The 26,789-nt window shown below is 34.5% G+C and carries 17 protein-coding genes and 1 CRISPR repeat array (1 of these 18 only partly in view); of the genes, 3 read left to right on the top strand and 14 right to left on the bottom strand.

Going from position 1 to position 26,789, the window contains the following annotated elements; all coding sequences use genetic code 11:
• Positions 1-6,991: a CRISPR direct-repeat array (repeat unit 29 nt; unit sequence ATTTAAATCCCACATAGTTAAGAAAAAAC); it reaches 5,543 nt to the left of the window's first position.
• Between the two features lie 174 nt (positions 6,992-7,165).
• From cas2 to ATZ99_RS03035, 13 genes are all read right to left on the bottom strand, one after another.
• Entirely contained in the window at positions 7,166-7,429 is a 264-nt protein-coding gene (gene cas2, locus ATZ99_RS03095) for a CRISPR-associated endonuclease Cas2 (RefSeq protein WP_068747781.1), read from the bottom strand.
• Between the two features lies 1 nt (position 7,430).
• Entirely contained in the window at positions 7,431-8,414 is a 984-nt protein-coding gene (gene cas1b / locus ATZ99_RS03090) for a type I-B CRISPR-associated endonuclease Cas1b (RefSeq protein WP_068747780.1), read from the bottom strand.
• A 1-nt stretch (position 8,415) separates the two neighbouring features.
• Positions 8,416-8,934, bottom strand: a complete 519-nt coding sequence (cas4, locus tag ATZ99_RS03085) for a CRISPR-associated protein Cas4 (RefSeq protein ID WP_068747779.1) — start codon at positions 8,932-8,934, stop codon at positions 8,416-8,418.
• A 47-nt stretch (positions 8,935-8,981) separates the two neighbouring features.
• Entirely contained in the window at positions 8,982-11,330 is a 2,349-nt protein-coding gene (locus ATZ99_RS03080) for a CRISPR-associated helicase/endonuclease Cas3 (protein WP_068747778.1), read from the bottom strand.
• Positions 11,320-12,066 (bottom strand): type I-B CRISPR-associated protein Cas5b, encoded by a 747-nt coding sequence (gene cas5b / locus ATZ99_RS03075; protein ID WP_068747777.1) that lies wholly within the window; start codon positions 12,064-12,066, stop codon positions 11,320-11,322. Before cas5b ends, ATZ99_RS03080 begins: the two co-directional genes overlap by 11 nt.
• A gap of 2 nt (positions 12,067-12,068) precedes the next feature.
• Positions 12,069-13,013 carry a type I-B CRISPR-associated protein Cas7/Cst2/DevR gene (gene cas7i, locus ATZ99_RS03070; protein WP_068747776.1) on the bottom strand — a complete coding sequence of 315 codons (945 nt, stop codon included), beginning with the start codon at positions 13,011-13,013 and terminating at the stop codon, positions 12,069-12,071.
• A 1-nt stretch (position 13,014) separates the two neighbouring features.
• Complete coding sequence (cas8a1, locus tag ATZ99_RS03065) at positions 13,015-14,643, bottom strand: type I-B CRISPR-associated protein Cas8b1/Cst1 (protein WP_068747775.1); 1,629 nt, start codon at positions 14,641-14,643, stop codon at positions 13,015-13,017.
• Complete coding sequence (gene cas6 / locus ATZ99_RS03060; protein WP_222927059.1) at positions 14,644-15,372, bottom strand: CRISPR-associated endoribonuclease Cas6; 729 nt, start codon at positions 15,370-15,372, stop codon at positions 14,644-14,646.
• Positions 15,373-15,501: 129 nt separating this feature from the next.
• Entirely contained in the window at positions 15,502-16,656 is a 1,155-nt protein-coding gene (gene nagA / locus ATZ99_RS03055) for an N-acetylglucosamine-6-phosphate deacetylase (RefSeq protein ID WP_068747774.1), read from the bottom strand.
• A gap of 91 nt (positions 16,657-16,747) precedes the next feature.
• Positions 16,748-17,491 (bottom strand): SIS domain-containing protein, encoded by a 744-nt coding sequence (locus ATZ99_RS03050; protein ID WP_068747773.1) that lies wholly within the window; start codon positions 17,489-17,491, stop codon positions 16,748-16,750.
• 12 nt (positions 17,492-17,503) lie between these two features.
• On the bottom strand, positions 17,504-17,797 hold the full coding sequence (locus tag ATZ99_RS03045) for a PTS sugar transporter subunit IIB (protein WP_068747772.1): 294 nt from the start codon (positions 17,795-17,797) through the stop codon (positions 17,504-17,506).
• 17 nt (positions 17,798-17,814) lie between these two features.
• Positions 17,815-19,089 (bottom strand): PTS ascorbate transporter subunit IIC, encoded by a 1,275-nt coding sequence (locus ATZ99_RS03040; RefSeq protein WP_068747771.1) that lies wholly within the window; start codon positions 19,087-19,089, stop codon positions 17,815-17,817.
• Between the two features lie 15 nt (positions 19,090-19,104).
• Positions 19,105-21,225, bottom strand: a complete 2,121-nt coding sequence (locus tag ATZ99_RS03035) for a BglG family transcription antiterminator (protein WP_187694812.1) — start codon at positions 21,223-21,225, stop codon at positions 19,105-19,107.
• Between the two features lie 213 nt (positions 21,226-21,438).
• Here ATZ99_RS03035 and ATZ99_RS03030 point away from each other — a divergent pair, with 213 nt between their 5' ends.
• Positions 21,439-22,590, top strand: a complete 1,152-nt coding sequence (locus tag ATZ99_RS03030) for an NAD(P)/FAD-dependent oxidoreductase (RefSeq protein WP_068747769.1) — start codon at positions 21,439-21,441, stop codon at positions 22,588-22,590.
• Position 22,591: 1 nt separating this feature from the next.
• On the opposite strand, the gene ATZ99_RS03025 is transcribed toward ATZ99_RS03030, so the two are convergent.
• Positions 22,592-23,353, bottom strand: coding sequence for a YlmH family RNA-binding protein (locus ATZ99_RS03025; RefSeq protein ID WP_068747768.1), 762 nt, complete (start codon positions 23,351-23,353; stop codon positions 22,592-22,594).
• Between the two features lie 332 nt (positions 23,354-23,685).
• On the opposite strand from ATZ99_RS03025, the gene ATZ99_RS03020 reads away from it, so the two are divergent.
• Together ATZ99_RS03020 and ATZ99_RS03015 are read left to right on the top strand one after the other, a co-directional pair.
• On the top strand, positions 23,686-25,275 hold the full coding sequence (locus ATZ99_RS03020; protein WP_068747767.1) for an L-serine ammonia-lyase, iron-sulfur-dependent, subunit alpha: 1,590 nt from the start codon (positions 23,686-23,688) through the stop codon (positions 25,273-25,275).
• A 74-nt stretch (positions 25,276-25,349) separates the two neighbouring features.
• Positions 25,350-26,633, top strand: a complete 1,284-nt coding sequence (locus ATZ99_RS03015; protein WP_068747766.1) for a dicarboxylate/amino acid:cation symporter — start codon at positions 25,350-25,352, stop codon at positions 26,631-26,633.
• The last annotated feature ends 156 nt before the right edge of the window (positions 26,634-26,789 follow it).

The raw sequence follows: 26,789 nt of genomic DNA, 5'->3' as shown, positions 1-26,789 counted from the left end.
TCGAGATTGGCCGCTACATTCACGGTAATTTAAATCCCACATAGTTAAGAAAAAACCCACATCCCCCTAAAGGGGATTGGATTCTTGATTGCTCATTTAAATCCCACATAGTTAAGAAAAAACCTCATTAAATAACATTATCAAATTATAAACATCCCAATTTAAATCCCACATAGTTAAGAAAAAACAATAATTATTAAAGGAGTGTATATATGACAACTAACGAAATTTAAATCCCACATAGTTAAGAAAAAACACTGAATACAACAGCGACAAAAGCCTGGACTGCTGCAAAGATTTAAATCCCACATAGTTAAGAAAAAACTAATGCCAAGTCAATGGCCAAGATGATGCAAAAGGATGCTCATTTAAATCCCACATAGTTAAGAAAAAACCTTCCGTCCCACGATACTGTTTTTGGGAAATATTGCCATTTAAATCCCACATAGTTAAGAAAAAACATCCCTGTTCCGGACATGCTTTTGCAATATTTGAGAATTTAAATCCCACATAGTTAAGAAAAAACATTAGTATTTAACGTGCCGAAATTTGTCTAAAACTGTACATTTAAATCCCACATAGTTAAGAAAAAACAGAATAGAAAGGTGATAAAATGGTGTATTTATATTCATTTAAATCCCACATAGTTAAGAAAAAACTAATGATAGTACACCCCCCTTAATGTAGCGAGAGGGAATTTAAATCCCACATAGTTAAGAAAAAACGCCAAGTCTTTTGTGTTAAATCATTTAAATTACTAATATTTAAATCCCACATAGTTAAGAAAAAACATTTTATAATTGTATAGCAAAAGACTATGAGTTTTATTTAAATCCCACATAGTTAAGAAAAAACTCTGGGGTTCGAATCCCTAATTCCCCACCAATAAAATCAATTTAAATCCCACATAGTTAAGAAAAAACTACGTTTTAATAATATTATTATCAGTTATGACTCTTAAATTTAAATCCCACATAGTTAAGAAAAAACTTTCTTTTCTTATAATCCTGCATAAAATCCCTTGTAATTTAAATCCCACATAGTTAAGAAAAAACATATTAATAAAATACTCACAATAAACACAAATTACGAATTTAAATCCCACATAGTTAAGAAAAAACTTTGCTCCAGAAACGCCTTCAATTCATCAAGCAAAGCAAATTTAAATCCCACATAGTTAAGAAAAAACCCGAGAAGCCTTGCGACTAATTGCAGAGGCTTGTTTATTTAAATCCCACATAGTTAAGAAAAAACCTAAAGTAGTAGTAGAACCAGAAACGTTTCTCACAAATTTAAATCCCACATAGTTAAGAAAAAACTTGGGCACCGCAGGAAATCAGCGAAGGCGACGTAATTCATTTAAATCCCACATAGTTAAGAAAAAACCTACGCAAAAATAGCCGTCATAAATTTTTAAAACTTCAATATTTAAATCCCACATAGTTAAGAAAAAACTTGCCCGTAAGTTGTTTGATACACTTGATTCGCTTCTCATTTAAATCCCACATAGTTAAGAAAAAACCCATGAATGCAATTTGCAAATCCGCAATTGCTGCCCATTTAAATCCCACATAGTTAAGAAAAAACAGACATACGACGGGAAGAAGCTCGCAGATTTTGTTTACAATTTAAATCCCACATAGTTAAGAAAAAACGAATCCGAAATCAAAAGATGCAGTTTGCAGTGAAAATATTTAAATCCCACATAGTTAAGAAAAAACTTCGAGCGTATAGCTTGAAGTATGCACATATACAAGCTGATTTAAATCCCACATAGTTAAGAAAAAACCTTTTTGCAGACGAGCAGCGAGCCAACGACATTAATATTTAAATCCCACATAGTTAAGAAAAAACAGAGTTCAGCGCTGAACTCAAAGAAAAATCCGCATAAATTTAAATCCCACATAGTTAAGAAAAAACCAAGAAAAACAACATAAACGCAGAAAGAGTCCCGCTTTCATTTAAATCCCACATAGTTAAGAAAAAACGGTGAAAAGATGCTGTTTGGCCGTCCGGTAGTAGTTGATTTAAATCCCACATAGTTAAGAAAAAACGAACCCATGAACCATCTAAACTTGCTATCTTTGCAAAATTTAAATCCCACATAGTTAAGAAAAAACTTTTTTTATCTTGTTTAAATAAGTTGCCTTATATAAATTTAAATCCCACATAGTTAAGAAAAAACGTTCAAGCAAGTGGTCGCCTTTAGCTTCAATAAAAAGCATTTAAATCCCACATAGTTAAGAAAAAACCCGTTGAGCTATTACGGATAGCGTTTCTGGCCGTAGCCGATTTAAATCCCACATAGTTAAGAAAAAACGGACAGTACGTCGAAATAAGAGTCGTAACGGACAGCAAAATTTAAATCCCACATAGTTAAGAAAAAACTCCAGTATACCGAGCTTTCGGATATGCCCAGAGCCTATTTAAATCCCACATAGTTAAGAAAAAACGTTTCAATCTTTGTGCATTCATCCCCGCCCTAAAAGGACGATTTAAATCCCACATAGTTAAGAAAAAACTAATCAGGGGGATGTGTTAGAATTCCTGGAAAATGTGCGATTTAAATCCCACATAGTTAAGAAAAAACTCTCCTCTGTTTTCTCTAATCTTTACTCTTTCTCTCATTTAAATCCCACATAGTTAAGAAAAAACATTTCGGTGCTGGCTCTGTCTGCTGCTGTTCTACAATTTATTTAAATCCCACATAGTTAAGAAAAAACAAAACTATATCGAAAAAGCAAAAGAAGCATTAAAAAAATTTAAATCCCACATAGTTAAGAAAAAACCTTCTGAAAGTCTGATCCGAAAAAATATAAGCACACTCATTTAAATCCCACATAGTTAAGAAAAAACAATAAAAATAGCCTCTGCTATTCCAAACCCTGTCCCTAATTTAAATCCCACATAGTTAAGAAAAAACTTTTATAGTGCCTTTTGGCATTTCACCGAAATCCGTTCCAATTTAAATCCCACATAGTTAAGAAAAAACGGCGAGCAACATTAGTGACGTCATGGACACAATTTAATTTAAATCCCACATAGTTAAGAAAAAACGAACGGAGCGTTCGCTATAATATAATCAGAAACTGAACAAATTTAAATCCCACATAGTTAAGAAAAAACCCTAATAACATTCGAATAACCCAAATATATAAACGTTTTGAAGAACGAATTTAAATCCCACATAGTTAAGAAAAAACTATTTAATCTGATTTTGAGAAGCTTTTTCTTCAACATTTAAATCCCACATAGTTAAGAAAAAACGCATGATGTAGAGTGCAAACAAGAGAAATGCGCATGGATTTAAATCCCACATAGTTAAGAAAAAACTATACCGAGCACATTCCAATTAGTATGCTTGCAATAATGAATTTAAATCCCACATAGTTAAGAAAAAACGAGCCGCTCAAAATGCCTTGTTAGATGCTTTACTGAAATTTAAATCCCACATAGTTAAGAAAAAACGCAAAAAGGATTGAGGTACATCCTATACATCATAAGCATTTAAATCCCACATAGTTAAGAAAAAACTACAGGTCGGCGCGTTCGCTAACAGGGACAACGCAGATTTAAATCCCACATAGTTAAGAAAAAACTGCAAAAATGTGCAAAAATGTGCTAAAATAGAAATATTTAAATCCCACATAGTTAAGAAAAAACTGTACAATGCGAGTTCAGAGAAAAGATTTTCGATGATGTAAATTTAAATCCCACATAGTTAAGAAAAAACACTGGTGCGACAGGACGGGCTGTGTCCTGTTGACACATTTAAATCCCACATAGTTAAGAAAAAACGCACTTAAAACAGGCTTCGATGCTTGGCAGAAAGTATTTGCATTTAAATCCCACATAGTTAAGAAAAAACCTTTGCAAGTGCTACATCTGGTCCCTGCACTGTGCCCAGATTTAAATCCCACATAGTTAAGAAAAAACTAAAGGAAGCCGCACAAAAGTTAGGGATTTCAGAAAGTAATTTAAATCCCACATAGTTAAGAAAAAACGAGCAGGAGAAACCGCAGAAGTGGTCCTGAACATTGAACATTTAAATCCCACATAGTTAAGAAAAAACAAATTTGTTAGAAATGCACTAAATGAGCTTTTTAGTCATTTAAATCCCACATAGTTAAGAAAAAACTCTTTTTTGCAATTTCTTCCATTGCGTCAATTACATACATTTAAATCCCACATAGTTAAGAAAAAACGATGCCCACTTATCGCGCATTCGTAAAACCGTGATTGATTACATTTAAATCCCACATAGTTAAGAAAAAACGCCAACACCGCCCCCGCCAAAAACTTATACAGTAAAACCATTTAAATCCCACATAGTTAAGAAAAAACGGATAATGCCAAAATAATTCGCATAATGAAGGAAACACATTTAAATCCCACATAGTTAAGAAAAAACAGGAAAAGGCGGCATCGTTCAAAATAAAAGAAGTAACATTTAAATCCCACATAGTTAAGAAAAAACTAACCTTGACCTTTACGGAGACCGTTATTAAAGATGCAATTTAAATCCCACATAGTTAAGAAAAAACTAAAAACTATATCGAAAAAGCAAAAGAAGCATTAAAAAAATTTAAATCCCACATAGTTAAGAAAAAACTATGAGGCCCGCAGCCTGCCTTCAACTACAGGCGTTTCCATTTAAATCCCACATAGTTAAGAAAAAACAATATTAAGTTTATTACCAATTAAATTAACAGTTACGAAAATTTAAATCCCACATAGTTAAGAAAAAACGTACTGCTTTTATTTATAGCATCTCCTACGGTTTTTACCGCATTTAAATCCCACATAGTTAAGAAAAAACATTCCATTGAATCACCTGCCTTTGACATTTTTCGTTCAATTTAAATCCCACATAGTTAAGAAAAAACTAAATACCTTTGTAACTCCCACCGATGATATAGACGCATTTAAATCCCACATAGTTAAGAAAAAACTTGCCAAGTCTTTTGTGTTAAATCATTTAAATTACTAATATTTAAATCCCACATAGTTAAGAAAAAACTACGTTTTAATAATATTATTATCAGTTATGACTCGCAAATTTAAATCCCACATAGTTAAGAAAAAACGAATCAAGCAAACTTTGCAACTCCGGTGGACTATTGACAATTTAAATCCCACATAGTTAAGAAAAAACTCAGTAACTTTTTGCCCATTTTTTGATAAAACGCATTTTAATTTAAATCCCACATAGTTAAGAAAAAACGTGAACATGAAATTTATCTGCAACATCCGGAAGATCAAGATTTAAATCCCACATAGTTAAGAAAAAACTATTTCCAACCTCTTGGGAGAAATCATCGAAAGCATTGAAATTTAAATCCCACATAGTTAAGAAAAAACTCTGCGGGTAAACGGCTATTACCCGGAAGTGCCCTAATCCATTTAAATCCCACATAGTTAAGAAAAAACGAAATAACGGATTACAAGGTATATAACAGATTTTTCCATTTAAATCCCACATAGTTAAGAAAAAACCTGCCTACCACCCTGACGCCCCGTAGGCTTACGCCGCATTTAAATCCCACATAGTTAAGAAAAAACCAGACTGGTTGGAAGAACCTCTCGAAGTGTATCTCGCAAAATTGATTTAAATCCCACATAGTTAAGAAAAAACCAGATTTGGCGGCAGGAGGCAGATTAAATCCGGAACATTTAAATCCCACATAGTTAAGAAAAAACCTTATTCAGGTATTCTATAAATTCTTTCGCACTCTTCCTTTCAATTTAAATCCCACATAGTTAAGAAAAAACTTAAATTAAATATTATTCCTGCAACAATTCCAGCTATTAATTTAAATCCCACATAGTTAAGAAAAAACTATTTGGACCTGCGGGCCGCAGAGTACGGCCTTACCCGTATTTAAATCCCACATAGTTAAGAAAAAACCGTAGGGGGTGAAAACTAATGTTGACAACGCCTAACCTATTTAAATCCCACATAGTTAAGAAAAAACCTCCTTCCGGCCAGCCATGCATTCAACGACCATGCGAATTTAAATCCCACATAGTTAAGAAAAAACTTACAGTTTCATCGGCCAGAAGCTTATCAATCTCACATTTAAATCCCACATAGTTAAGAAAAAACTCAGGAAAGCCGGGTTATGCGGGCCATAGCGGAGGCCCAATTTAAATCCCACATAGTTAAGAAAAAACGTAATATCTGTCGTCTTTGCTCTTCGCTAGATAGATTAGCATTTAAATCCCACATAGTTAAGAAAAAACCGTAGATTACCTTATCGCCGAAGTCAAGCTTCTGGAATTCATTTAAATCCCACATAGTTAAGAAAAAACTGAAAAAGCTTCCCAATCTAAATATGGGTGGTGAAAATTAATTTAAATCCCACATAGTTAAGAAAAAACTGGAGCAGATACCTCAAAGAGCGTGGTTAGTATTACCCGGCATATTTAAATCCCACATAGTTAAGAAAAAACATAGCTCTACTGCCTTCAACATCGTAGCTGGGTCTAACAATTTAAATCCCACATAGTTAAGAAAAAACTTTTGATGAGTTTGAGAATATAATTGTGTCAATCAGATTTAAATCCCACATAGTTAAGAAAAAACAAAGTAAAAGCAGCCGGATTTGACGTATATATCACTACCGATTTAAATCCCACATAGTTAAGAAAAAACGAGTACAGTACAACGTCCGAGCAAAGCCCGGACGCGCCGCATTTAAATCCCACATAGTTAAGAAAAAACCTTATCTCGAAATGTCCCATTACAGCCCTTTCTCGTGTCGCATTTAAATCCCACATAGTTAAGAAAAAACTTGGTTCCCACGGCACGGGAAGAGCATGAACGATTTCATTTAAATCCCACATAGTTAAGAAAAAACCATAGTTATACTCAATCCATCCGCTCCAAATGATGTATTTAAATCCCACATAGTTAAGAAAAAACTTAACGAAAAAGTTAAAAATAAACATAATTAATAAAAATTTAAATCCCACATAGTTAAGAAAAAACCCCAATAAAATAATATAAAAAATATGCATTTTTTCTGGCTTTCATTGATTGAATTTTTCATTATATGCAGCAAAGTAATGGTCGTGTAAAATGTATTTTTAGTACTTTAGCTTGTACTAATTATAAAATCTAAGTTTTATAGAAATTTTAACAAAATATGGTTTGCTGCAATTTTTATAAAAACATATCTTCCGGATTTTTACATATACCTAATACATCTTTAGATAAATTTTTAGGGTTTTCCACTTTATAAATATACAATGAATCTTCTCTTTTATCCATGATCCTATTTACTTCAGATAAGCATTTATATAACTTCGCTTCAGTAATTACTCCTTCAAAAACAGAATTTTGCGTCCATATAAGATATTTTTTTAATACTTTTCTTACTTTGTTTACTCTACTCTCAGAAACATCATAAGTTATTATTACAAACATTCTACCACCATGCCTTTAAAGGCTTATAAGGTTCATCTTCTATAAGTGCTTTTATTATTTTATAGCACTCAAGTCTTATTAAAGTTCTATATGATACTTTCCTGTTCAAAGATCTATGTTTTATAGTAGTTTCAAGTTTATTCTGATATTCTTTAATAAATTTTTTCTTACCCTCATCATTTAAAAAACATATCCCTTCCTCGATGTCAAAGTCATCTTCTTTTAACATCCTGTTATTTATTAAATAAAAGATTACAGGATCAACAATCAAAGGTTTAAATATTTCGGCAATATCAAGGCTTAATGAAAATCTTTTAGAGGAGGGTTCGTGCAAATAACTAATGGTAGGATCAAGCTGGGTTTTATAAATTTCACCTAAAACTGTATTGTACATCATACCATTCCCAAAAGAAATAAGAGCATTTAATGGGTCAGTAGGTGGTCTTTTTTCTCTTTTTGAAAAACCAAAATCATTATTTAAAAACAATGAAAAAGATTCATAATATCTTTTTCTTATTCTTCCCTCAATACCCATTAATTCATCTATTTCTCTTGCTTTAAAAATATTTTGTTTTTCTTCTTCTATTTCTTTAATGACCTCATCAGTTTTTCCTTTATAGTTTCTTAAATTTCTTAAAATATGAAAAACTGCAGATTCTACAAAGCATTTTGCAAAGAATAATCTTTTTTCATGAAAAATATAACCCTCAGATTGTTTTACAATAAGCAAACCCGAAACATTTTTCTTCCTTGGTAAATAACTTCCAATATAATATCCGTAATAATTATAGAAATTTAAAATAATATCGTATTGAGATATTAATCCAATAAATTTAGTATTTAAATCAATTTCACCAAAAAAGTGTAATCTTTCAATCTGTTCGATTGGAATCGGCTTTTTATTCTCTTCTTTATCCTCAAAATATATCGTATTTTCTTTTCGAGAAATCTTTCCATTACTAAAAATATAATAATCTTTATACATATTAATCAACCTCTTTGGCATAACAAAATTCATAGTATGCACATTTTTTACAATAAGGAAGCTTCTTTATTTCTGGAGGCTTTTTCATCATCAGGATTTGTCTTATATTAATAAGAGCTGATTTAATTTCTTTTTCATCTTCTTCCGTTAATTCAACTTCAACCACTTTTTTCTCTTTTACATAATTAATAGTCCCTTTTTTACTAATGCCCAATTGTTTTAAATAAAAAAGGTAATATAAAAGCTGCATTATATCCGGGTTTTTCATTTTGCTTGATATTTTAATTTCTTTAATATGGTCAGCAGAAACAATATCGATTTTTATCATTTCATCTATCAGCATATCTTTGTGTTCTTCTCTTTGAAAAGCATTCTTATGTAATATTTTGCCCTGCAAAACCCTATCAAAATTTTTTTCAAAACAAATTCCTTTATCATAAAGCCAAAGTTTTCTTTTGCAAATATAATAATAATTTACCTTTATCCCCTGGGTCTTATATTTTTCAAAATCAAAATCCATAGGAATCGCACCTCTAAAAAAAGATAAAAAGTCTAAAATTAATATTCTTACAATATATAATTATTTGGATCATCTTCATCAGAAATAAGTCCTAATTGTTCATCATAATTATGATTTACTATAAATATGCCAAGATCACTATCAAAAACGCTTGCTCCTGATTTAGGCAATAAATAACCCGGAGCACTCACCGTATAATCTCTTATATTTGATATTAGTTTTATTTTCTCGGCAGGTTTTAAATTCTTTTCGTTCAATTTTTCTAAATAACCTAATAATTTTTCAAAATTTTCATCGTAAATTGATTTAGGAATTGCATTAACGGTAAAAACATCCCTGAATATTTTTTGTGCTTCGGATTTATTTTCCGATCTATAACCATATTTCAAAATATCGTAAGTCTTATTAAATTTTTTCATAAATCTCGTTTCTTTAATTTCTTTCAAATCATAAACATATTCGTTAAGTACTTTTTTATCATATTCACTAAGGTAAAGCCCATCAAAATTTTTTAGATAATCTATTGTTCTTTTTGTGATATCTTCCTCATAAACCCTACCGATTCCACTTATATCTTTTGTAAAAATTACAATATTTGGAGTTTTGCTATTGTATTGCCTTTTCCTATACACCCTTCCCATTCTCTGCAAAATAGAATCCGCACTAGAAATTTCAGTGAATAACATATCAAAATCTATATCCAAAGAAGCTTCTACTATTTGAGTGGATATAAAAATGCTATTTAAATCTTTGCCGTTTAAAACCGCTAATTCCTTTCTCCTTCTTTCCTTCTCTATAAACCTGGAATGTAATAATTCGACTTTTATCAATTCTTTTGAATTTTTAAGTTCCTCTTTAACGGCTTTAAAAACTTCTTGAGCCCTTTTAACCGTATTGCAAATTACAAGAACATTTTTTGTTTTTGCTTCTTTTATTATTTCATCAATAGATTCTAAAATTGAATTATCTCTAATAGAAATAATATGTGAAAATCTATTTTTCAACTCATTATCAGAATAGGCTTGTAAATATTCAATTTTATCACCAAAATAATTAAATATAATAGGATTTATTGTAGCACTCATAAGGCAGAATTTTCCATTTAGATATGATACTTCTTCAAGAGTTTTAATAATAATAGCCAAGGATTCCGGTGAATAACTCTGAGGTTCGTCAATAACGAGTTTTGAATATAAAAATAATGAATAGATTTTCTCAAATCCGGGCCATTTTAAAGCTGAAGTAAATATTTGGTCTCCCGTTGTAACTATTATTGGCAGGCTCAGGTTCTTTGAAAGATTTAAATTATTAAATAATACTTCTATTTCTTCGTCTGAGTTATATTTTTCTTCATCATTTAATAAAAACAGAAAATTATCCGAGTGTAAAATTCCTACTCTGCCCTCACCAAAAATTCTGATAAACCTTTCATACATTGCATTTATAGAAACCCTAATAGGAAGCGTATAAATTAATTTACCCTTCTGAGCCCAGTTTAAACCAAATTCAGTCTTTCCGCTCCCCGTTGGAGCAAATAATATTACGTTTTTATCGGATAGCTCTACGGCTTTCATTTGGAATTCTTTAAAATTGCTAAAATTACCCTTTTCTTTTAGATAAAGCTCCACCTTTTTTGGAAAATCGTCTATCCTCTCTTCTTCTACAGTAACCAATGCAGAGCTTGCATGATCAAGCCTGTGTAAAAATCCTTTTAATAGCACTTTAAATTGCGTATTATATTCTTCAAAATTTAAAATTTCTTCCAACATTTTAATTTTAAATTGTTTTATTTTTTTCCAAAAGAAATTAGTATTTTTTATTATTTTATCCTTATCTATACTGCCTGAAATGAAGTTTAAAAACCAGTATAAATCGGGGTTATTTAAAAAATGTATCACCCCTTTTTCAATATAGTTTTTAAAATAATCAATATTATATATGTTACAATCAAATTCTCTATCATGGGAAAAGGCAATTGTATATAACAGTGTATCCCATTCACTATTGGTAAAATTATGATTTTTTATATCTTCTGCAATCTTGTTAACATCCACAAATACCAAAGAAAGAAAGTTATGAGGCACCTCGCGAGACAATGTTTTGTCCCGAGGTACCTCCTTATTTTTTTGTTTGTCTCTAATCTTTGCCTGAAACAACAAATTTGCCTTTCCAAGGTCATGATATATTGCTGCAAGTTTTAGAAGGTATTTAAATTTTTCAATGTCAATATTAAGTTTTTTTAATCCATCTTCTATTTCTGCAGAGTATTCTCTAAACAATATATCCATATTGTTTAATAATTCCCAAGTATGTTCATATATTGTCTGATATTTGTAACCTGCAGGGGTTTTAAACCTTTTTGCATAAAGAGGAATTTTATTATAATCAATTTTCATATTCCTCATCACCTATCAAATCAATAAGTATATCTTCCTCGTCAACCAAAACATTTTCATTAAAAATTAAAGACGGCTCCAATAAATTAAGGGAATCTATATATACAACATCTCTTTTGTTTTTAAAGATCCTCAAGTTATCAGATGTTTTATCATATTTATAATTAAGCCTAAAATTAATACCATCAACCATAAGCTTCTCAGCTGTTCTTTGCTTTAAATACATACCATAGGAAGGTAATTGCTTTTGTACATATCCAAAATAATCCATCGTTTTTGTTTCAATAATTTCTATATAATCTAATCTCATCAGGTCTTCTTTCCTTCCAAGGCCCCAGAAAGAAGAATATATATTATCCTGTATCCTTTCCAGTATCTCCGGTTTAGAATTTACATAAATACAAAGCTCCACATCAATCAAATTCGTAACATAAACCATCGATGAAATAACTGTAGAGGAATACTCTCTTAATATTTGGTTTGGGTTGCTTTCTTTTCTAATTCTGTCAAATTTGATAATTTTTTGTATATCATATACTGTTGAGTCAAACCTCCCTGAAATCGAAACCGCCATTTCGTAGTATTCACCATTTTTTGCTCCGAGAACATTATGAAGCCATCCTTTTACCGTAGACGGAGGAGGTAAGGGGTATGAATCCACAATTCCATAAGAAAAGGGCTTCCTATAATTTGCAAAAGGTTGATACAGTTTTATTTTTAATACTTTCAGAGACATTTTTATATTGTCCCCTCTTTATAATATTTTTTAGTCCTATCTTTTAATGCCTCAAAGAAGAAATCAATAGAACCGCACGAACCCTGTAATAAATTCTTAAATTCCCCTTCATTAGCAAAATATCCTTCCAAAATTCCTATCAAAGTATAATCCTTTACTTTATTTTTATCTGGAAGAGTTAGTTCGCACGTGCTTTTTATCAACTTCGAATCAATTCCATAACCTTCTTCATTTTTTACAAGCTTTATTCTATTTAAAAAGAAGGGATTTTTAATCGGGTATAGACCTCCTATTATAAATAAAGGACTTAAATTTTCTTTCCTGCCTTTTATATCGCGGCTTAAGAATTTAACCGCATCCAAAATCATATTAACCCTATTAATTTTTTCTTGGATATCTATTTCTTCCAAAAGCTCTCCTTTTTCATTAAAGTCTCTGCCGAGCCTATCTAAATCTATAGAAACCGTATATGTGTACAAAGATTTATGTTGCTCTAACTGAAACGGATTTGGATTTGCTTTTATTCCTTGTGCAACTGCCCTTTGAGCCAAATTTAGATTCGTCGCAAATTCAATATCATTTTTATATTCTTCTAAAGAAATTGCAGGAGTAATTTTAACTACGGCTGTCCTATTTTGTGAATTTTGTCCTTGCCCCGATGTTTTCATATAACCAAATAAATCTATTTCAGGATACTCCTTTATATTGGCCTCTTTTGCAAATTGGATCACCTGTTCATTTCCCGTTACCGGGGTAAGGTTACATCTTTCATTTTCCAAAATAAATCTGAATTTCTCATATCTTAATGCTTGCCTCGACATATATGTATAAACTTTATTCTCCCTCGTAAGTTTTTTTAGTTCTGAAATATTCCCCAAACTTTCTCCATAATTCAAGCTCATTCCTTCAAAGACAACTGTAAATGTAATTCCACCATTTTTATTCATATCAGAATTCCTCCTCCTTATTATTAAAATCTTCTTTATCTTGTCCTAATAACCCATTTACAAAACTATATCCTAATGCACAGTAGTCTTCTTCATTATTAATACATGAGACAAACAAAGAAGGCACTTCTTTTTCAAAACTCATATAAGTTCTAATGATTAGATTCATAAAGGTATTTATATCCCCTACTCTCAATGCGGATATCAACCTGTAAGCCAATGATGATATCTTATTTTGGCTTTTCCTTTCAATAAACAAGTTCTTAAGTTCTTGCCCAAAAAAGTACATACGCCATAGTCGCCTTTCATCCATATTTTGTTCACCTCGCTTAAAAATTTTTATATATTTAAAACTAAGCAAATTAAACAATTGTAGTTTATAAGAGGTTAAATTTGTACTATAGGATGGATTTGGTTTAAGCGAATTGATAAAAATTTGTTCAAGCATTCCTAAATACTGGTAATTAAGGGTATTGTTTAAAATGCTATTCATAAAACTTCCAAATATATAGTTAACCGTATCCTTTATTTTATAATTACACCCCGTTAACTTTTCCAAAATTTTATAATTCGAAGTAATAAATTGAGCTTTTTGCCTTGATATGTTAAAACCATAAACCTTTGGGAAACTTGCGGATAAATCAATTTCTATAAAGGAGATATTAGCAAGGGAAAATTTGCTTTCTTCTTTAAGCTTCATAAGAATATAATCATTAAGAAAATTTAATATACCTTTTTCTTTCAACAAATTCTCTTCTTTCCTCATCAGTTCCATAAAAAGCTTGTTTGAATAATAAAGTTCTTTAACAGATTCGCTTTTATCCACAAAATAGTATTTTTTATTCTGGCCGAATCTAAATTCGGTTAACCCTGCAAAGATAGAAAAATATATTAACTCGCAGATTTCACAAATAGGTAGTTTAGGCTTAAAATTCCAGAAAAAGTTTTTGTTATCTTTATTTGCTCCAAGAAAGCTCACAAGCCCTGTGTCAAGCATAGCATCTCTCTTTGCCTTTCTTTGTCCACAAATAAGACAAGAATTATTTCTATCATATTCATTTGATTCATCTATAATAGGTTGTTCAAAATCTTCTTTAAATCTTTCTAAAAGTTTATCGGTTACATTATTTTGAAGAAAACTCTTTTGTCCGCAAATAGAACTTATAGCGGCAAGATAGGTTTTAACATCATTTTCCATGAACTCGCTTTTATTATTGTCCAATATCTCCACTATTTTATTTAAATACATAATCGCTTCGTCTTCACTGTATTTTGGGCTAAGTTTTATTTCTTCATTATCCAGGGCTTTACTTAATTTACTAAAACCAGCAACCCTTCTTTTCAATTTATTCAATTCTTCTTTTGTTTCATTATTTAATTTATCATTTAAAATATCTTCGTAGATTTTTTTTGCTGAAGTAATTACTTCATCAGTTCTGGGATATCTTTCATAAGCCTTTTTGAAAAACTTTTCAGAAAAACCGGATAAACTACTCCTGTCAAATTCTATATAATTATCTCCAATCTTTATAATATTTTGTTTATCAATATCTTCCCCATCCAGTATTATTTCAAGAAAGCCTATAATCCCTGCATTATATGCCCAATCACTCAAGTATACTCTTTCCATTTATACCACCTCGATCATCCCAAATCCCTGAGAACGCCTGAAACCTATACCTAATTTGTAAAGGTCATCAAGGTCACTTACGTCACCTTCTAATTTAAATAGGCCTGCATATGCATTTGCATAAAAAATCTTTTTCCCGGTGATCTGAGTAAAACCCTCAATTTCCTGTTTCACTACTTTCTTTCTTAGAGAAATATCTTGAAATGTTAAAGGTCTTTTTAGCCCAATGCCTCTGTAATTCCTTAATATTTCGTTACATATATAATTCATTTCCTCATTAAATTTTTCATTTTTAGGTTCTAAAAAATTGTTGTTTTTATCTTTTATTAAAATTGGTGAAAGCGTTTTAAAAACTACTTGATTATCATTGATCTTTTTTTCTCTTACTAAAAATATCTTTTCTCTATTAAGATAGAAATTTTTATAATTAAAATTTTTGATTTTAAGAAGGCCATTGTAAATATTTACTCCACATTCATAGTCGGGAGTACTTATGTTCAAGAATATTTTATCTTTTATATGGTAAAATTCATCCATCACTTCAAAATCTTTTACAAAAATCGAGAAGCAAAAATTTTTAGGCCGTTTATTTTTTTTGCCATCATAAAAATATATCTTTTCATAATATTCGGGATTACTTTTTTGAATGGCCTCCTTCATCAAGCTTACAAATAGCATATTATTTGCTTGAGGAAGCTTATCGGTACTAAAAATAGCAGTAAATCTCAATACTCCACCTCCCTTTTAAAATTTTAATTGACTATTATTTTTTAATTCTCTTTTATATCTTATTTCTACATTTTTCCAAAAAATCCTCCATATTTTCTTAATATTTAAAAAAGCAGGCATATTGCCTGCTTATGATTTTATAACCTTCACTACATTTATGTTTTCATCGAAAATCACCAGGTCAGCATCATTCCCCGGTTCAATGCTCCCCTTTCCGGTAAGTTTTAAGGCCTTTGCCGGATTCAATGTGGCCATTTTTACCGCATCCTGAAGGCTTACGCCTACCTCATATACCATATTGTATATTGCCCGGTTTAAAGTAAGGGTAGAGCCGGCTAAGGTGCCGTCGGGAAGGGTTGCTGTACCGTTTTTAACCATTACTTTTTGCCCGGATAAAAGATATTCGCCGTCGGAAAGTCCCGCTGCCATCATGGAATCGGTGATTAATATTATTTTATCGGTTCCTTTTACTTTTACAAGCATCTTCATTGCAGCTGGATTTACATGTACGCAGTCGGCAATCAGTTCACAGTAGACTCCTTCCTCCGTTAAAAACGCCCCCAGGGCTCCGGGCTCTCTGTGATTAAAACCTCTCATACCGTTAAATGTATGGGTAGCAAGGCTTGCACCCAATAACAATGCCCTTTTGGTTTCCTCGTAACTTGCATCGGTATGCCCGAGGGCAATTACAACCTCTTCTTTTTTTAAATATTTTATCACCTCCAGAGCTCCTACCAGTTCGGGAGCAAGGGAAACAACCTTTATAAAATGATGGGAATCTTCAAGAAAGGAAGCCATTTCTTCTTTATCAGGCTTCTTTAAATATTCTTCGGGCTGTGCCCCTTTTTTTGTCGGAGAAAAATAAGGGCCTTCCAAATAAATCCCCAGGATAGAAGCTTTGTCCCTACAGACCTCATTTCTTTGCTGGGAAGATATATAAATGGTGATATTTTTTAAGGAATACCTTATTTTTTCAACCGGCCCTGTCATTACAGCTGCAAAAAAGGAAGTAACGCCGTTTTTTAAGTTAAACCTTGCTATACTTTCCAGGGGCTTAAAGCCTTCATCCATCACATCATATCCCGAAGCGCCGTGGCAGTGAATATCGATGAACCCAAAAGATACGTAATTTCCTTCTGCATCTATTATCTCATCGTAAAATTCCTCTTTAACGAACTTTTTTTCAAAAAGGTCTACAATTTTCCCGTTTTCTATGGCAAGACAGTAATTTTTTACAATCTCAAACGGAGTAATTATTTTTCCATTTTTAATAAGTGTCCTCAAATTTAAACACCCCCATAAAGTAAAAACTCTTTCTTCCAATATATTACAACATATGGACAAAATAAAGAGCCCTTTTTAGGGCCCAAAACTTTTATAAATGCCTTACCCTGTGTCTGTATTTTTTAATAAGCTCTAAATTGTAATCAGTGGCACCGTCTATGTTACCGCTTAAAAACACGGGTGGTGTGATATTGTTTTTTAGCATTAATTCTACCAGTTCCGCAATAAGCATATTCAATATAACGGTATTCAACACCGTGGATAATGGAGCAAAGGGGATATCCAGCCCCTCTTTTTCTGCAAAAAGTACCGCATCACCGTAATTCCCGCAGTTATCAATCACCACATCGGCCACATCCTGCAAAAATTTCCCTGAAGAATGCTTGGAGGTTGTTTTCTCCTTGTATTCCCTGCAGGTTACCGCTATGACCTTTAATCCCCTTCTTTTTGCTTCAAAAGCCGCTTCTACGGGTGCGCCGTTTCTGCCCGAATGGGATACAATTACCAAACATTCTCCTTCTCTTAAATCGTACCTATCTAAAATAAACTTTATCGGCTCCTCTTTTTTTTCGTAAAAAGAGCTTTTTAATCCACCTTCGTGGAGCATTAGCTCGGCGGGTAATACGGGATTTACACAGGCAAGGCCTCCCGCTCTGTAGAAAAGTTCTTCCGCTGCCATGTGGGAATGTCCGCAACCGAATACGTGAAAAACGCTGTCCTCTTTATTTTTTAACGATTCGAATATTAATTCCGCAGCTTTTTTTATATTTTCTATCTGGGTGGCTTTTATTCTGTCCAATGCTGCTTCCACTTCTTTTAAATAATTTATCATCATTGCTTCACCTTCTTAATCTTTATTTTGCAAAACCCTTATTCCCTCTAAAACCTTATTTTTTAATTTTTCTTTATCGAGGAAATTATCAATGTTTACGACAACCTTCGCCGCATCTTTTACCTTATCCTCGTGGAAAGACTGCACCACCACCATATCCGCATTGGCGCTTTTTATACTTCCTATATCGATGTTTTCTACTTTTGCATCTATTCCTTCTGCCTTTAAAATATCTTCCACCATCATTTTTAAGATAAGGCTGCTGCCCATACCTACCCCGCAGGCCGTGACTATCTTAATTTTATCCATTAATTAAGACCCCCTGATTAGAATATTGCTTTAATAAGTTTTCCCACTCCCATTATTACCCATATTATAACATACCAGTCGGGATCGGCAAGTACCGCAAGTTCTGGGGCTGTATTGGATAGCATGGGCCAGGTTAACGCCTGCCCGATAGCCAGGAATAAACCGTTTACTGCTCCTCCGAAGGCGGCACCCTTCCATCCACCTACGGCATTGCCAAATACCGCAGCACCGGCAGCTGGGAAAAAGAGCATTATCATGGAAGGTACTATAGTTGCAAAGCCTGTGAGTCCAAAAATCAACATGAAGATTAAAAATACCAGTGTGGAGCTAATAAATCCCACCAAAACCGCCGTTGGAGCGTAGGGAAATACCACGGGAACGTCCAATGCCGGCCTTGCTCCGGGGATGAGCTTTTGAGATATACCTCTGAAAGCAGGCACTATCTCGGCTAAGAAGAGCCTTACACCATAAAGCAGTATGGTAATTCCTGCTGCAAATTTGAATCCCTGAAGGATTCCCCATATTACAAAGTTGAGGTCACCGGCTTGCTTTACCACCACTTCTTTATCGGCAAAGAAGCTGGCAAGGAGCATTATGATCGTTATAATGAAAGCCGTGCCTACCGTGACATCCTTCATAAATTCTATTCTCTTCGGAATCTTTATTTTTTCTGTGCTTTCCTCGGGCTTACCGAATAAATGCCCAAAGCGTCCGGCTAAATAAGCCGCTATGGAAGAAGTATGACCATAGGCTATTTCATCACTATCCGTTACTTTTTTCATGTACTTATGAAGGTACAGGGGCTGGAAGGTCCAGTAAAGGGCTATCAATACCGCGCCGGTAACTATAAGAAGTCCCTGATTCATGTCGGGAAACACTTCAATTAAGCTTGCCGCAATTACCAAGGAAATCCACCACATGAGGTGGCCGGTAAGGTAAACAAACCTTGTGTTAAATAACCTGACTATTATTAAGTGAATTAAAAATCCAAGGGCCATTATTGATACAGCGATACTCCCAAAATTCCCGGTGAAGTTTTGCAGAGTGTTTTTTGCAACAGGTGCAGAAATATGAAAAGCAGAAGAAACTATGGTCTGAAAGGATACAAGTCCTCCTATGAAGACATCCACACCTGCTGACATGATTAAAAGCCCAACCATTGCTTTGATGGTGCCTGAAATCACTTCTTCAAAGGATTTTTTCTGGAGCAAAAGGCCGATTAATGCAATGAGTCCGATTAAAACTGCCACTTGATTGAATAAGTTGTTAACCAGAAAATTAATAATACCCAAAAAAACCCCTCCTTTTTAATTTTTTTTGTTTTTTATTATATTAAGAACTTCATTTACCGACTGAGATTTAAGTATACCGTTCAGGCACTCCTTATCCATCAATATTTCCATCAATTCGGACAGAGCCTTCAAATGGTTTTCATGGTCAACCGCCCCAAAACAGATCACCATACTGACGGGGTCGTTGTCCTTGTTGCCGAATTCTACAGGATTTTCCAAGGTTATCAAACTCATGCAAATGCTTTTTACCCCGTCTTCCGGCCGGGCGTGGGGCATGGCAATGCCCGGAGCAATTACGATATACGGCCCTATCTCCTTTACATTTTTCACCATAGCCTCTACATAAGTTGATTCTACAAACCCATTTTCAAAAAGAAGTCTTCCTCCAATCCTTACCGCTTCCTCCCAGTTTTCTGCCTTGACTTTTAATCTTATCGTATCTTTTGTCAGAAGTTCCTTCAGCACCGGTTGGCCATCTCCCTTCGTAATTACTGCTTCATCTTTATAAAGGATTTTGTAAAGCTCTCTGTAAAGCCCTTCTTTATCCATAATCTTTGCGTATCTTTCTACCGCTTCCATTATCGTTTCAATTAACTTCAGCTCATCCAGGGAAGAGTTGACTTTTTTCTCAATCCCTGATAAGACCTCTTTTATATTTTCAATGTCTTTTTCCGAAAGAATAGGACTTACACAAACGACGGGTACTCCCTCAATAGCAAGCGGCACGGTGGAAATAATTAGGTCTACCGGCCTTCCTGAAACCACCTCCCTTATATTGTGACAGGAGGCTGTTCCCAGAATATCCAAATTTTTAAATTCCTTTTTGAGCCTCAGCGTTAAAAACTCGGCTGTTCCTATGCCTGTTCCGCATACCACGTAGACTCTGAATAACCTTTGCTTAAAGAATTTCATCCTCTCAATGGAAGCGCCAAAGTGAATGGCTATATAACCCACCTCATCATCGCTTATGGAAAACTCACTGATATTTTCTATCTCCTTGACGCTCCTTCTGCAGGCTTCAAATATCTCCCGGAATTTTTCTTTGATTTCGCCGAGAATTGGATTAACAATGGGAATGCCGTTTTTAAGCCTGTAAAAAGCAGGTCCCAGATGCTGGATGAGGTTGTTAAAAAGTTCTTTGTCCCGGGAAAAATCCAGTTTAAGTTCCTTGCCAACAAGTTCTACAAGCCTCGCAGCTATTATCTGCACCAAAAATAAATTATCTTTATAGGAAGAAAAATCTTCCTTAACAAAATTACCTCCCACTAAATGAATTGTAATGTAACCCACTTCGTCTTCAGGTATTTTGATCCTGCAGTTTTCCTGAAGCCTTTCTACTATGTCTTTTGCGATTTCGTATTCGCCGTATTTTTTAAGTTTTAAAAGTTCTTCCCGGGGCATGGAAATGTCTTTTCCGGACATTATCCGCTTTATGGCAAAAGCAATGTGAAGGACGACGGCATTGAAGGTTTTATCGGTTAAATAGATGTGAAATTTTTCTTCAGCCTTTTTTACCGCATCGATAATGAGCTTAAAATCTAATCCATCAAGGAGTTTTATTATGGAATCCTTATTTATCAGCAAATTGTTGGACTCGATCTCTTCCAAAAAAGGCAGCTCGGAATCCAAATTTTCCCTTAAAAATTGTAAAGCAGCTTTTCTTATTGTCCTTTCTTCTCCTTCTATTTTCACCCCGTACCTGGGCAGGGTTACAAGTTTGAGATTATTTTTATAAAGCCACTGTGCCACCTTTAGAAGGTCTTTTATGACTGTACTTCTGCTTACCCCGAGAAGGCTTGCGAGAGCCTCGATGGTTATAAAGCCTTTGGCTTTAAAAAGTTCGCCTAAGATTTTGTTTTGCCTTTCTTTTTGGGTGGGATAATAGTAAGATTCAATTTTGTTTTTCAATACTTCATTAAGCCTCTGCTTTTCTTCCTGTAAAAGCCTTATACCTTTTTTAGGCCTTCTTTCTAAAATGCTAAATCCATTGTTTTTTAAAAAATAATCGATTTTGTCTAAGTCGTACTGTACCGTCCTTATCGATACATTGAATTCCCTGCTTAAATTCTCAATTTTTACAAAGTCACCTTCCCTGAGGAGCTTTAACAAAATCTTTGCACTCCGTTCGTCCAGCAACTTCTTCACCTACCAATTATATTGTATTTCAAGGAATGCCCCATTAAAAGACTAATGTCTTTCGCAGAAAAAAACCGAAATCCTGCAAAAAAATATCTTATTCCCGGTTATTGTCGATCATTTTATAATTGATTGATTTTTGATTATTTTGTATACTATTTTTAATTGTATTATTTTTTCTTTTAATTATGAATTAAAAAGGAGGGGCGGTAAATGGCAATAACCGCAGAAGCAGTGGTTATAGGAGGGGGTATTCACGGAGTTTCGGTTTTATACAATCTGGCAAAAAAAGGGTTGAAAAATATTTTTCTTTTCGAAAAGGAATACTTAACGAGCGGGGCAACGGGCAGGTGCGCAGCGGGTGTAAGGCATCAGTTCGGAACAAAAATAAACTGCCTTTTAATGAAGGAAAGCATGAAACTGCTTGAAAACCTTGAAGAAGAACTGAATTTTGATAGGAGCATAGAATTTACCCGGGGCGGTTATTTGATGCTGGCTTATAATGAATCTCAGGTAAAGCAATTTAACGAAAATATTAAGCTGCAGCACGAATTAGGAATAAAGGAATCTGTTTTTCTTTCACCGCAAGAAATAAAGGAAATTGTACCCGATTTAAACCTGGAAGGCGTAATCGGTGCTTCCTATAACCCAAAGGACGGCCATGCCAATCCCTTCATGGTTACTTTCGCCTATGCGGAAGCCGCACGAAGGATGGGAGCGAGTATAATAACTCACAACCGGGTTTTGGATATTGAAATCATAAGACCCGGTCTTTTTAAAGTTATTACCGAAAAAGGGGTCTACGAAACGCCGGTTGTGGTGAACTGCGCCGGAGCATGGGGGAAGGAGCTTGCTAAAAAGCTAAGTATTGACATTCCCGTATATCCGGAAAGGCACCAGATATTCGTAACAGAACCCATTGAATACTTTCTTCCCTGCATGGTGATTTCCTTTTTGCACGGAACTTATTTTAAACAATCTCCTAACGGAACTATATTAATGGGGGTAGGCGATCCGGAACATGAGGTAAAGGATTTCAATGTCAATTCCTCCTGGGATTTCTTGGAGAATGCGGTCAAGAAATTTGTATTCCACCTTCCGAAAATCAAAAACCTGAGGATTGTAAGGCACTGGGCCGGCCTTTACGACATGACCCCGGATCAACAGGCAATTATAGGAAAGACCGATGTGGAAGGTTTTTACCTTGATTTGGGCTGGAGCGGACACGGATTTCAAATGGGACCAATTGTAGGCCTTTTGCTCGCCGAACTCGTAGTCGAAGGAAAAAGCCACATCGATATAGATGTTTTAAACCTGAAAAGATTTGAAAAAGGGGAATTAATTTTCGAACCCGCATGCGTATGAACTACCCTGTAAATCTATGTATTGTAACGTAAATCCTGCCCTTTTTGCTCTCTCCTCCGATTTTCTCTACCTTTGCCCTTCCCATGCGGGTGGCGGATATGATATCCCCTTCCTTCACCTCGTGGGAAGGGTCGGAAATTATCTTGAAATTTACTCTAACGTTTTCCCCTTTTATATAAGGTGCCATTTTCGAACGGGATACTCCAAAGGCAAGGCTTGCCACCGCATCTAAGCGCAGGGAGGCCACCGTGCCCTTTACCTCTTTATAGGTTTTTTCGGGTGCAATTATTTCCTTCAACGTTATTTCTTCCGTTTCCACATCGAAATTTTTCACTTTATTAAGATTAAGCCCGAGAAATTCGATTATTTCTTCTTTTACTATAACTATGGCTTCTCCCTTTTTTACCAGAACATCTCCGATTTTTTCCCGGGATATGCCAAGGCCCAGTATAGATCCTAAAAAATCCCTGTGCCCGGGGAAAGCATCCTCCTCCCTTACCTTTACGCGAAGGGCCTTTACAGGTGCGACAAAGGGGCGCCCTTCTACGTATTCGGGATACGTTACCAGTATTTTCCTCTCAGCTTCTTTATATCCGCCCTCAAAAAAGAATTTAACTTCAGGAAACTCCCTTGATATATCAAAAACCATTTCCTGTTCCAGGGGTGTAAGAAAATTGCTCGCCGCATAATCCCCCTTTTTTTCGGCTGCTCTGAAAAGGTCTCTAATCCTTGCCATCGCCAATTTTTCATCCATTACCTCCATGTTAAGACACTCCTTTAAGATGTTTTTTATTAATAATATCATACATTAATAAAAAATATCATACCTTTATAGTGTAAGATAACCCTGTACCCAAAAAATTTCGTCTTTTTGCTGTAGAATTTTACGTAGATAAGTGTTTCTAAAAATATTTTAATAAAAAATAAATTAATAAAAATTTATAAAATTAAGAAGGAAAATCTCTTAATACATCGAATATAAAATATTAGTTAATAAGACATCAGACAATCTGATGAACTGATTATATGATATTTTATTATCTGATTTTATTTCAGTATACAAAAGAAAAAATTATTATATCGGGAGGAATACAAATGCTTAAGCAACCTGCCAGTATTTTTAATGATGTAATTGGTCCAATTATGCGAGGCCCTTCAAGTTCGCATGTAGCCGCAGCACTAAGAATTGGCAACCTGGTTAAACAGATGGTTAAGGGAAAGCTCAAAGAAGTTATTGTTGAGTTTGATACAAAAGGGTCCCTGGCAACTACATACCACGGACATGGCTCAGATATCGGTTTTGTTGGCGGGCTTTTGGGTTTTGGACCGGAAGATGACCGTTTGACTGATTCACTCAAGTTAGCCGAAAAACAAGGTATTGTTGTTAGTTTTAAAATTGTTGACTATCCCGCAAAACACCCCAATACATATCGAATAACAGTTATTAGCAATGACAATGAGATTAAGCGGCTAACTGCTATTTCTATTGGCGGTGGTATGATTGAGGTTCAAGAAATAGATGGATTTGAAGTTGAAATTTCCGGTGATTTTTACGAAACTTTAATATTTTTAAATAAAATAGACGAGGATATTCTTAAACAAAAAGCTGACGCAATCAAAGCACTTATAGGGGATTTTGATTTTTGTAATTGCCTGACAAATAGGCAGCGAGGACTGATAAATGTAAAAACCAGCTGTCAGCTACCGGACAAAGTAATAAAGCAAATCGAAAGTTTTGAGCAGGTTGAAAATTTAATACAGCTTATTCCCGTTCTACCAATTATATCCAGAAAAAATTGTAATGTTCCTTTTAGAAACATTGGAGAAATGTTGCAGGTAGCATTAGAAGGAAATTTGCAATTGTGGGAACTTGCTCTAATGTATGAGAGTGCCAGAGGTAATATACCCAAACAAGAGGTTTTTGACAAGATGAAGGAAATAGTAATTTTAATGAAATCATCTATTGAAGCCGGGCTAAAAGGCACTTCATATGAAGACAGGATTCTTGGCCCCCAGGCTTGGATGATCGAAAAATGTAAGAAAGAAAATAAATTAATCCCCGGGATTTTTAATACGGTAATAGCTTATATCACATCAATGATGGAAGTTAAAAGCTCTATGGGGGTAATCGTAGCGGCCCCAACTGCGGGATCGTGTGGTGTCTTGCCGGGCACGATTATAGGTGTGGCTACAGAGATGGGGTTTAGTATTGATGATGTTGTTAAGGCCATGCTTGCTGCAGGGATGATTGGCGTTTTTATTGCAGAAAAATCTGGTTTTGCCGCAGAAGTGGGCGGTTGCCAGGTAGAGTGCGGTGCTGCCTCGGGTATGGCTGCTGCCGGCCTTGTACAATTACTCGGCGGGAGTGCACAGCAGTGTGTTGATGCAGCATCCATGGCATTGCAAAACATTTTGGGTTTGATTTGCGATCCTGTTGCGGAAAGGGTGGAAGTGCCCTGCCTGGGGAAAAACATTATGGCAGGCGCAAACGCTATAGCTTGTGCCAATATGGCCTTGGCAGGGTATGATAAGGTTATCCCTTTAGAAGAGACGCTGGTGGCTATGGATGAAGTTGGGAGGATGTTGCCCCCCGAGTTGCGTTGCACCGGCCTCGGAGGTCTATCAACAACAGAAACTTCGAAAAAAATATATAACGCTCTAAAAAAACGCGCAGAAAAGGGGTGATAAAGTTAGACAGGGTAAAAAGAATTTTGTTGCCAATGTGCTGAAAAAATTCTTGTGAAAAAGGAGGCAAAAAAATGGTAGAAAAGCAAAAAAGATTTCTTGGCTGGTATTTTGGTACACCTCTTGTGTGGAGAATTCTAATAGCACTTATTATAGGTGCCATTGTTGGTCTAATAGTTGGCCCAAAAATAGCTGTAATAGAACCCTTAGGCACTTTGATGATTAAATTACTAAAAATGATCATACTTCCTCTTATATTTTCTGCAATTGTAACCGGTGTAGGCGGTATGCCTGCATCAAAAATCGGAAGAGTCGCAGGGAAAATTTTATTGTATTATGTTTCAACCACCGTTTTTGCAGCTACCTTTGGACTTTTATTTTCCCAGATATTTAAGCCTGGTCTTGGCCTATCTTTAAGCGGCACCGCAGCCGAAGGCGCTGCAGTGCAAACCCCTTCTGTCAGTAGCGTGCTTTTAAACATGGTGCCTGATAACGTAGCGGCATCGTTTGCAAATGGAGCTTACTTACAAGTTTTGGTATTTGCTGTCATTTTTGGTATTGCTATTTCATTTTTAAGAGATGCAAAAGACGATACAATAAGGGAAGCAGTATTAACTGTTTATAAATTCTGTCAGGGCACAGCTGAATTAATGTTCAGCATTACAAAAGGTGTTCTTGAATATTCTCCAATAGGTGTTTTTGCCCTAATTTCCGTGCTATTCGCACAAGAAGGTACAAAGGTAATTGGGTCTGTTGCTAAATTAGTTTTAACATGCTATATAGGTTATGCTTTTCAATTATTAATTGTATACGGTTTGCTGTTCACGATATTAGCTAAGTTAAGTTATGCCAAATTTATCGCAAAAGCAAAAGACGCTATGCTTATGGCTTTTGCTACAAGAAGTAGCAGTGCAACTTTGCCACTTACATTAAAAGTTGCAGAAGAAAACTTGGGGGTATCGAGAAATATCGGTAGTTTTACCCTCCCTCTTGGGTCGCAAATTAATTTAGACGGAGAAGCTTATTATCAGATTATTTCTGTATTTTTTGTAGCTTTCGCGGCGGGAATTCATCTTACTGCTATTCAAAAGTTAATAGTTATTCTTGTTGTTACAATAGGTACTATGGGAACTGCCGGTATTGCCGGTTCCGGTCCGGTGGTATTATTAGCAGTTATGAATATGGTAGGCCTTAACGTTGAACCGGGAACTGTGGTTGCAGGAGCCTTTGCTTTAGTGCTTGGAATTGATGTGATTCTCGATATGGGTAGAACGATGTGCAATGTTACGGGAGATATGGTTGGAACCTGTATTGTAGCAAAATCCGAAGGAATGTTAGATATGGAAAAATGGGTATAAAAAAGTTACAATTATAGATGCCCGTCTGGAGACCATTTATTATAAAAATGGTCTCCAGACGTATACAATAAAGAAATTAAACATCAAAGAGACCATTTGTATTGTAGTATTTTTTTTAGGTATAATAAAAGGAAAGAGTATATATAATTGAAAAAT

Source organism: Thermovenabulum gondwanense, from assembly GCF_001601575.1.
Lineage (GTDB): Bacteria > Bacillota > Thermosediminibacteria > Thermosediminibacterales > Thermosediminibacteraceae > Thermovenabulum > Thermovenabulum gondwanense.
The sequence above is the reverse complement of the archived record's forward strand: the minus strand, read 5'-3'. Positions and strand labels throughout refer to the sequence as shown.

What these genes read in the sequence shown, in the direction of transcription:
- cas2 (WP_068747781.1), bottom strand. Translation starts at nt 7,429, where the DNA reads ATGTTTGTAATAATAACTTATGATGTTTCTGAGAGTAGAGTAAACAAA.
- cas1b (WP_068747780.1), bottom strand. Translation starts at nt 8,414, where the DNA reads ATGTATAAAGATTATTATATTTTTAGTAATGGAAAGATTTCTCGAAAA.
- cas4 (WP_068747779.1), bottom strand. Translation starts at nt 8,934, where the DNA reads ATGGATTTTGATTTTGAAAAATATAAGACCCAGGGGATAAAGGTAAAT.
- ATZ99_RS03080 (WP_068747778.1), bottom strand. Translation starts at nt 11,330, where the DNA reads ATGAAAATTGATTATAATAAAATTCCTCTTTATGCAAAAAGGTTTAAA.
- cas5b (WP_068747777.1), bottom strand. Translation starts at nt 12,066, where the DNA reads ATGTCTCTGAAAGTATTAAAAATAAAACTGTATCAACCTTTTGCAAAT.
- cas7i (WP_068747776.1), bottom strand. Translation starts at nt 13,013, where the DNA reads ATGAATAAAAATGGTGGAATTACATTTACAGTTGTCTTTGAAGGAATG.
- cas8a1 (WP_068747775.1), bottom strand. Translation starts at nt 14,643, where the DNA reads ATGGAAAGAGTATACTTGAGTGATTGGGCATATAATGCAGGGATTATA.
- ATZ99_RS03050 (WP_068747773.1), bottom strand. Translation starts at nt 17,491, where the DNA reads ATGATGATAAATTATTTAAAAGAAGTGGAAGCAGCATTGGACAGAATA.
- ATZ99_RS03045 (WP_068747772.1), bottom strand. Translation starts at nt 17,797, where the DNA reads ATGGATAAAATTAAGATAGTCACGGCCTGCGGGGTAGGTATGGGCAGC.
- ATZ99_RS03030 (WP_068747769.1), top strand. Translation starts at nt 21,439, where the DNA reads ATGGCAATAACCGCAGAAGCAGTGGTTATAGGAGGGGGTATTCACGGA.
- ATZ99_RS03025 (WP_068747768.1), bottom strand. Translation starts at nt 23,353, where the DNA reads ATGGAGGTAATGGATGAAAAATTGGCGATGGCAAGGATTAGAGACCTT.
- ATZ99_RS03020 (WP_068747767.1), top strand. Translation starts at nt 23,686, where the DNA reads ATGCTTAAGCAACCTGCCAGTATTTTTAATGATGTAATTGGTCCAATT.
- ATZ99_RS03015 (WP_068747766.1), top strand. Translation starts at nt 25,350, where the DNA reads ATGGTAGAAAAGCAAAAAAGATTTCTTGGCTGGTATTTTGGTACACCT.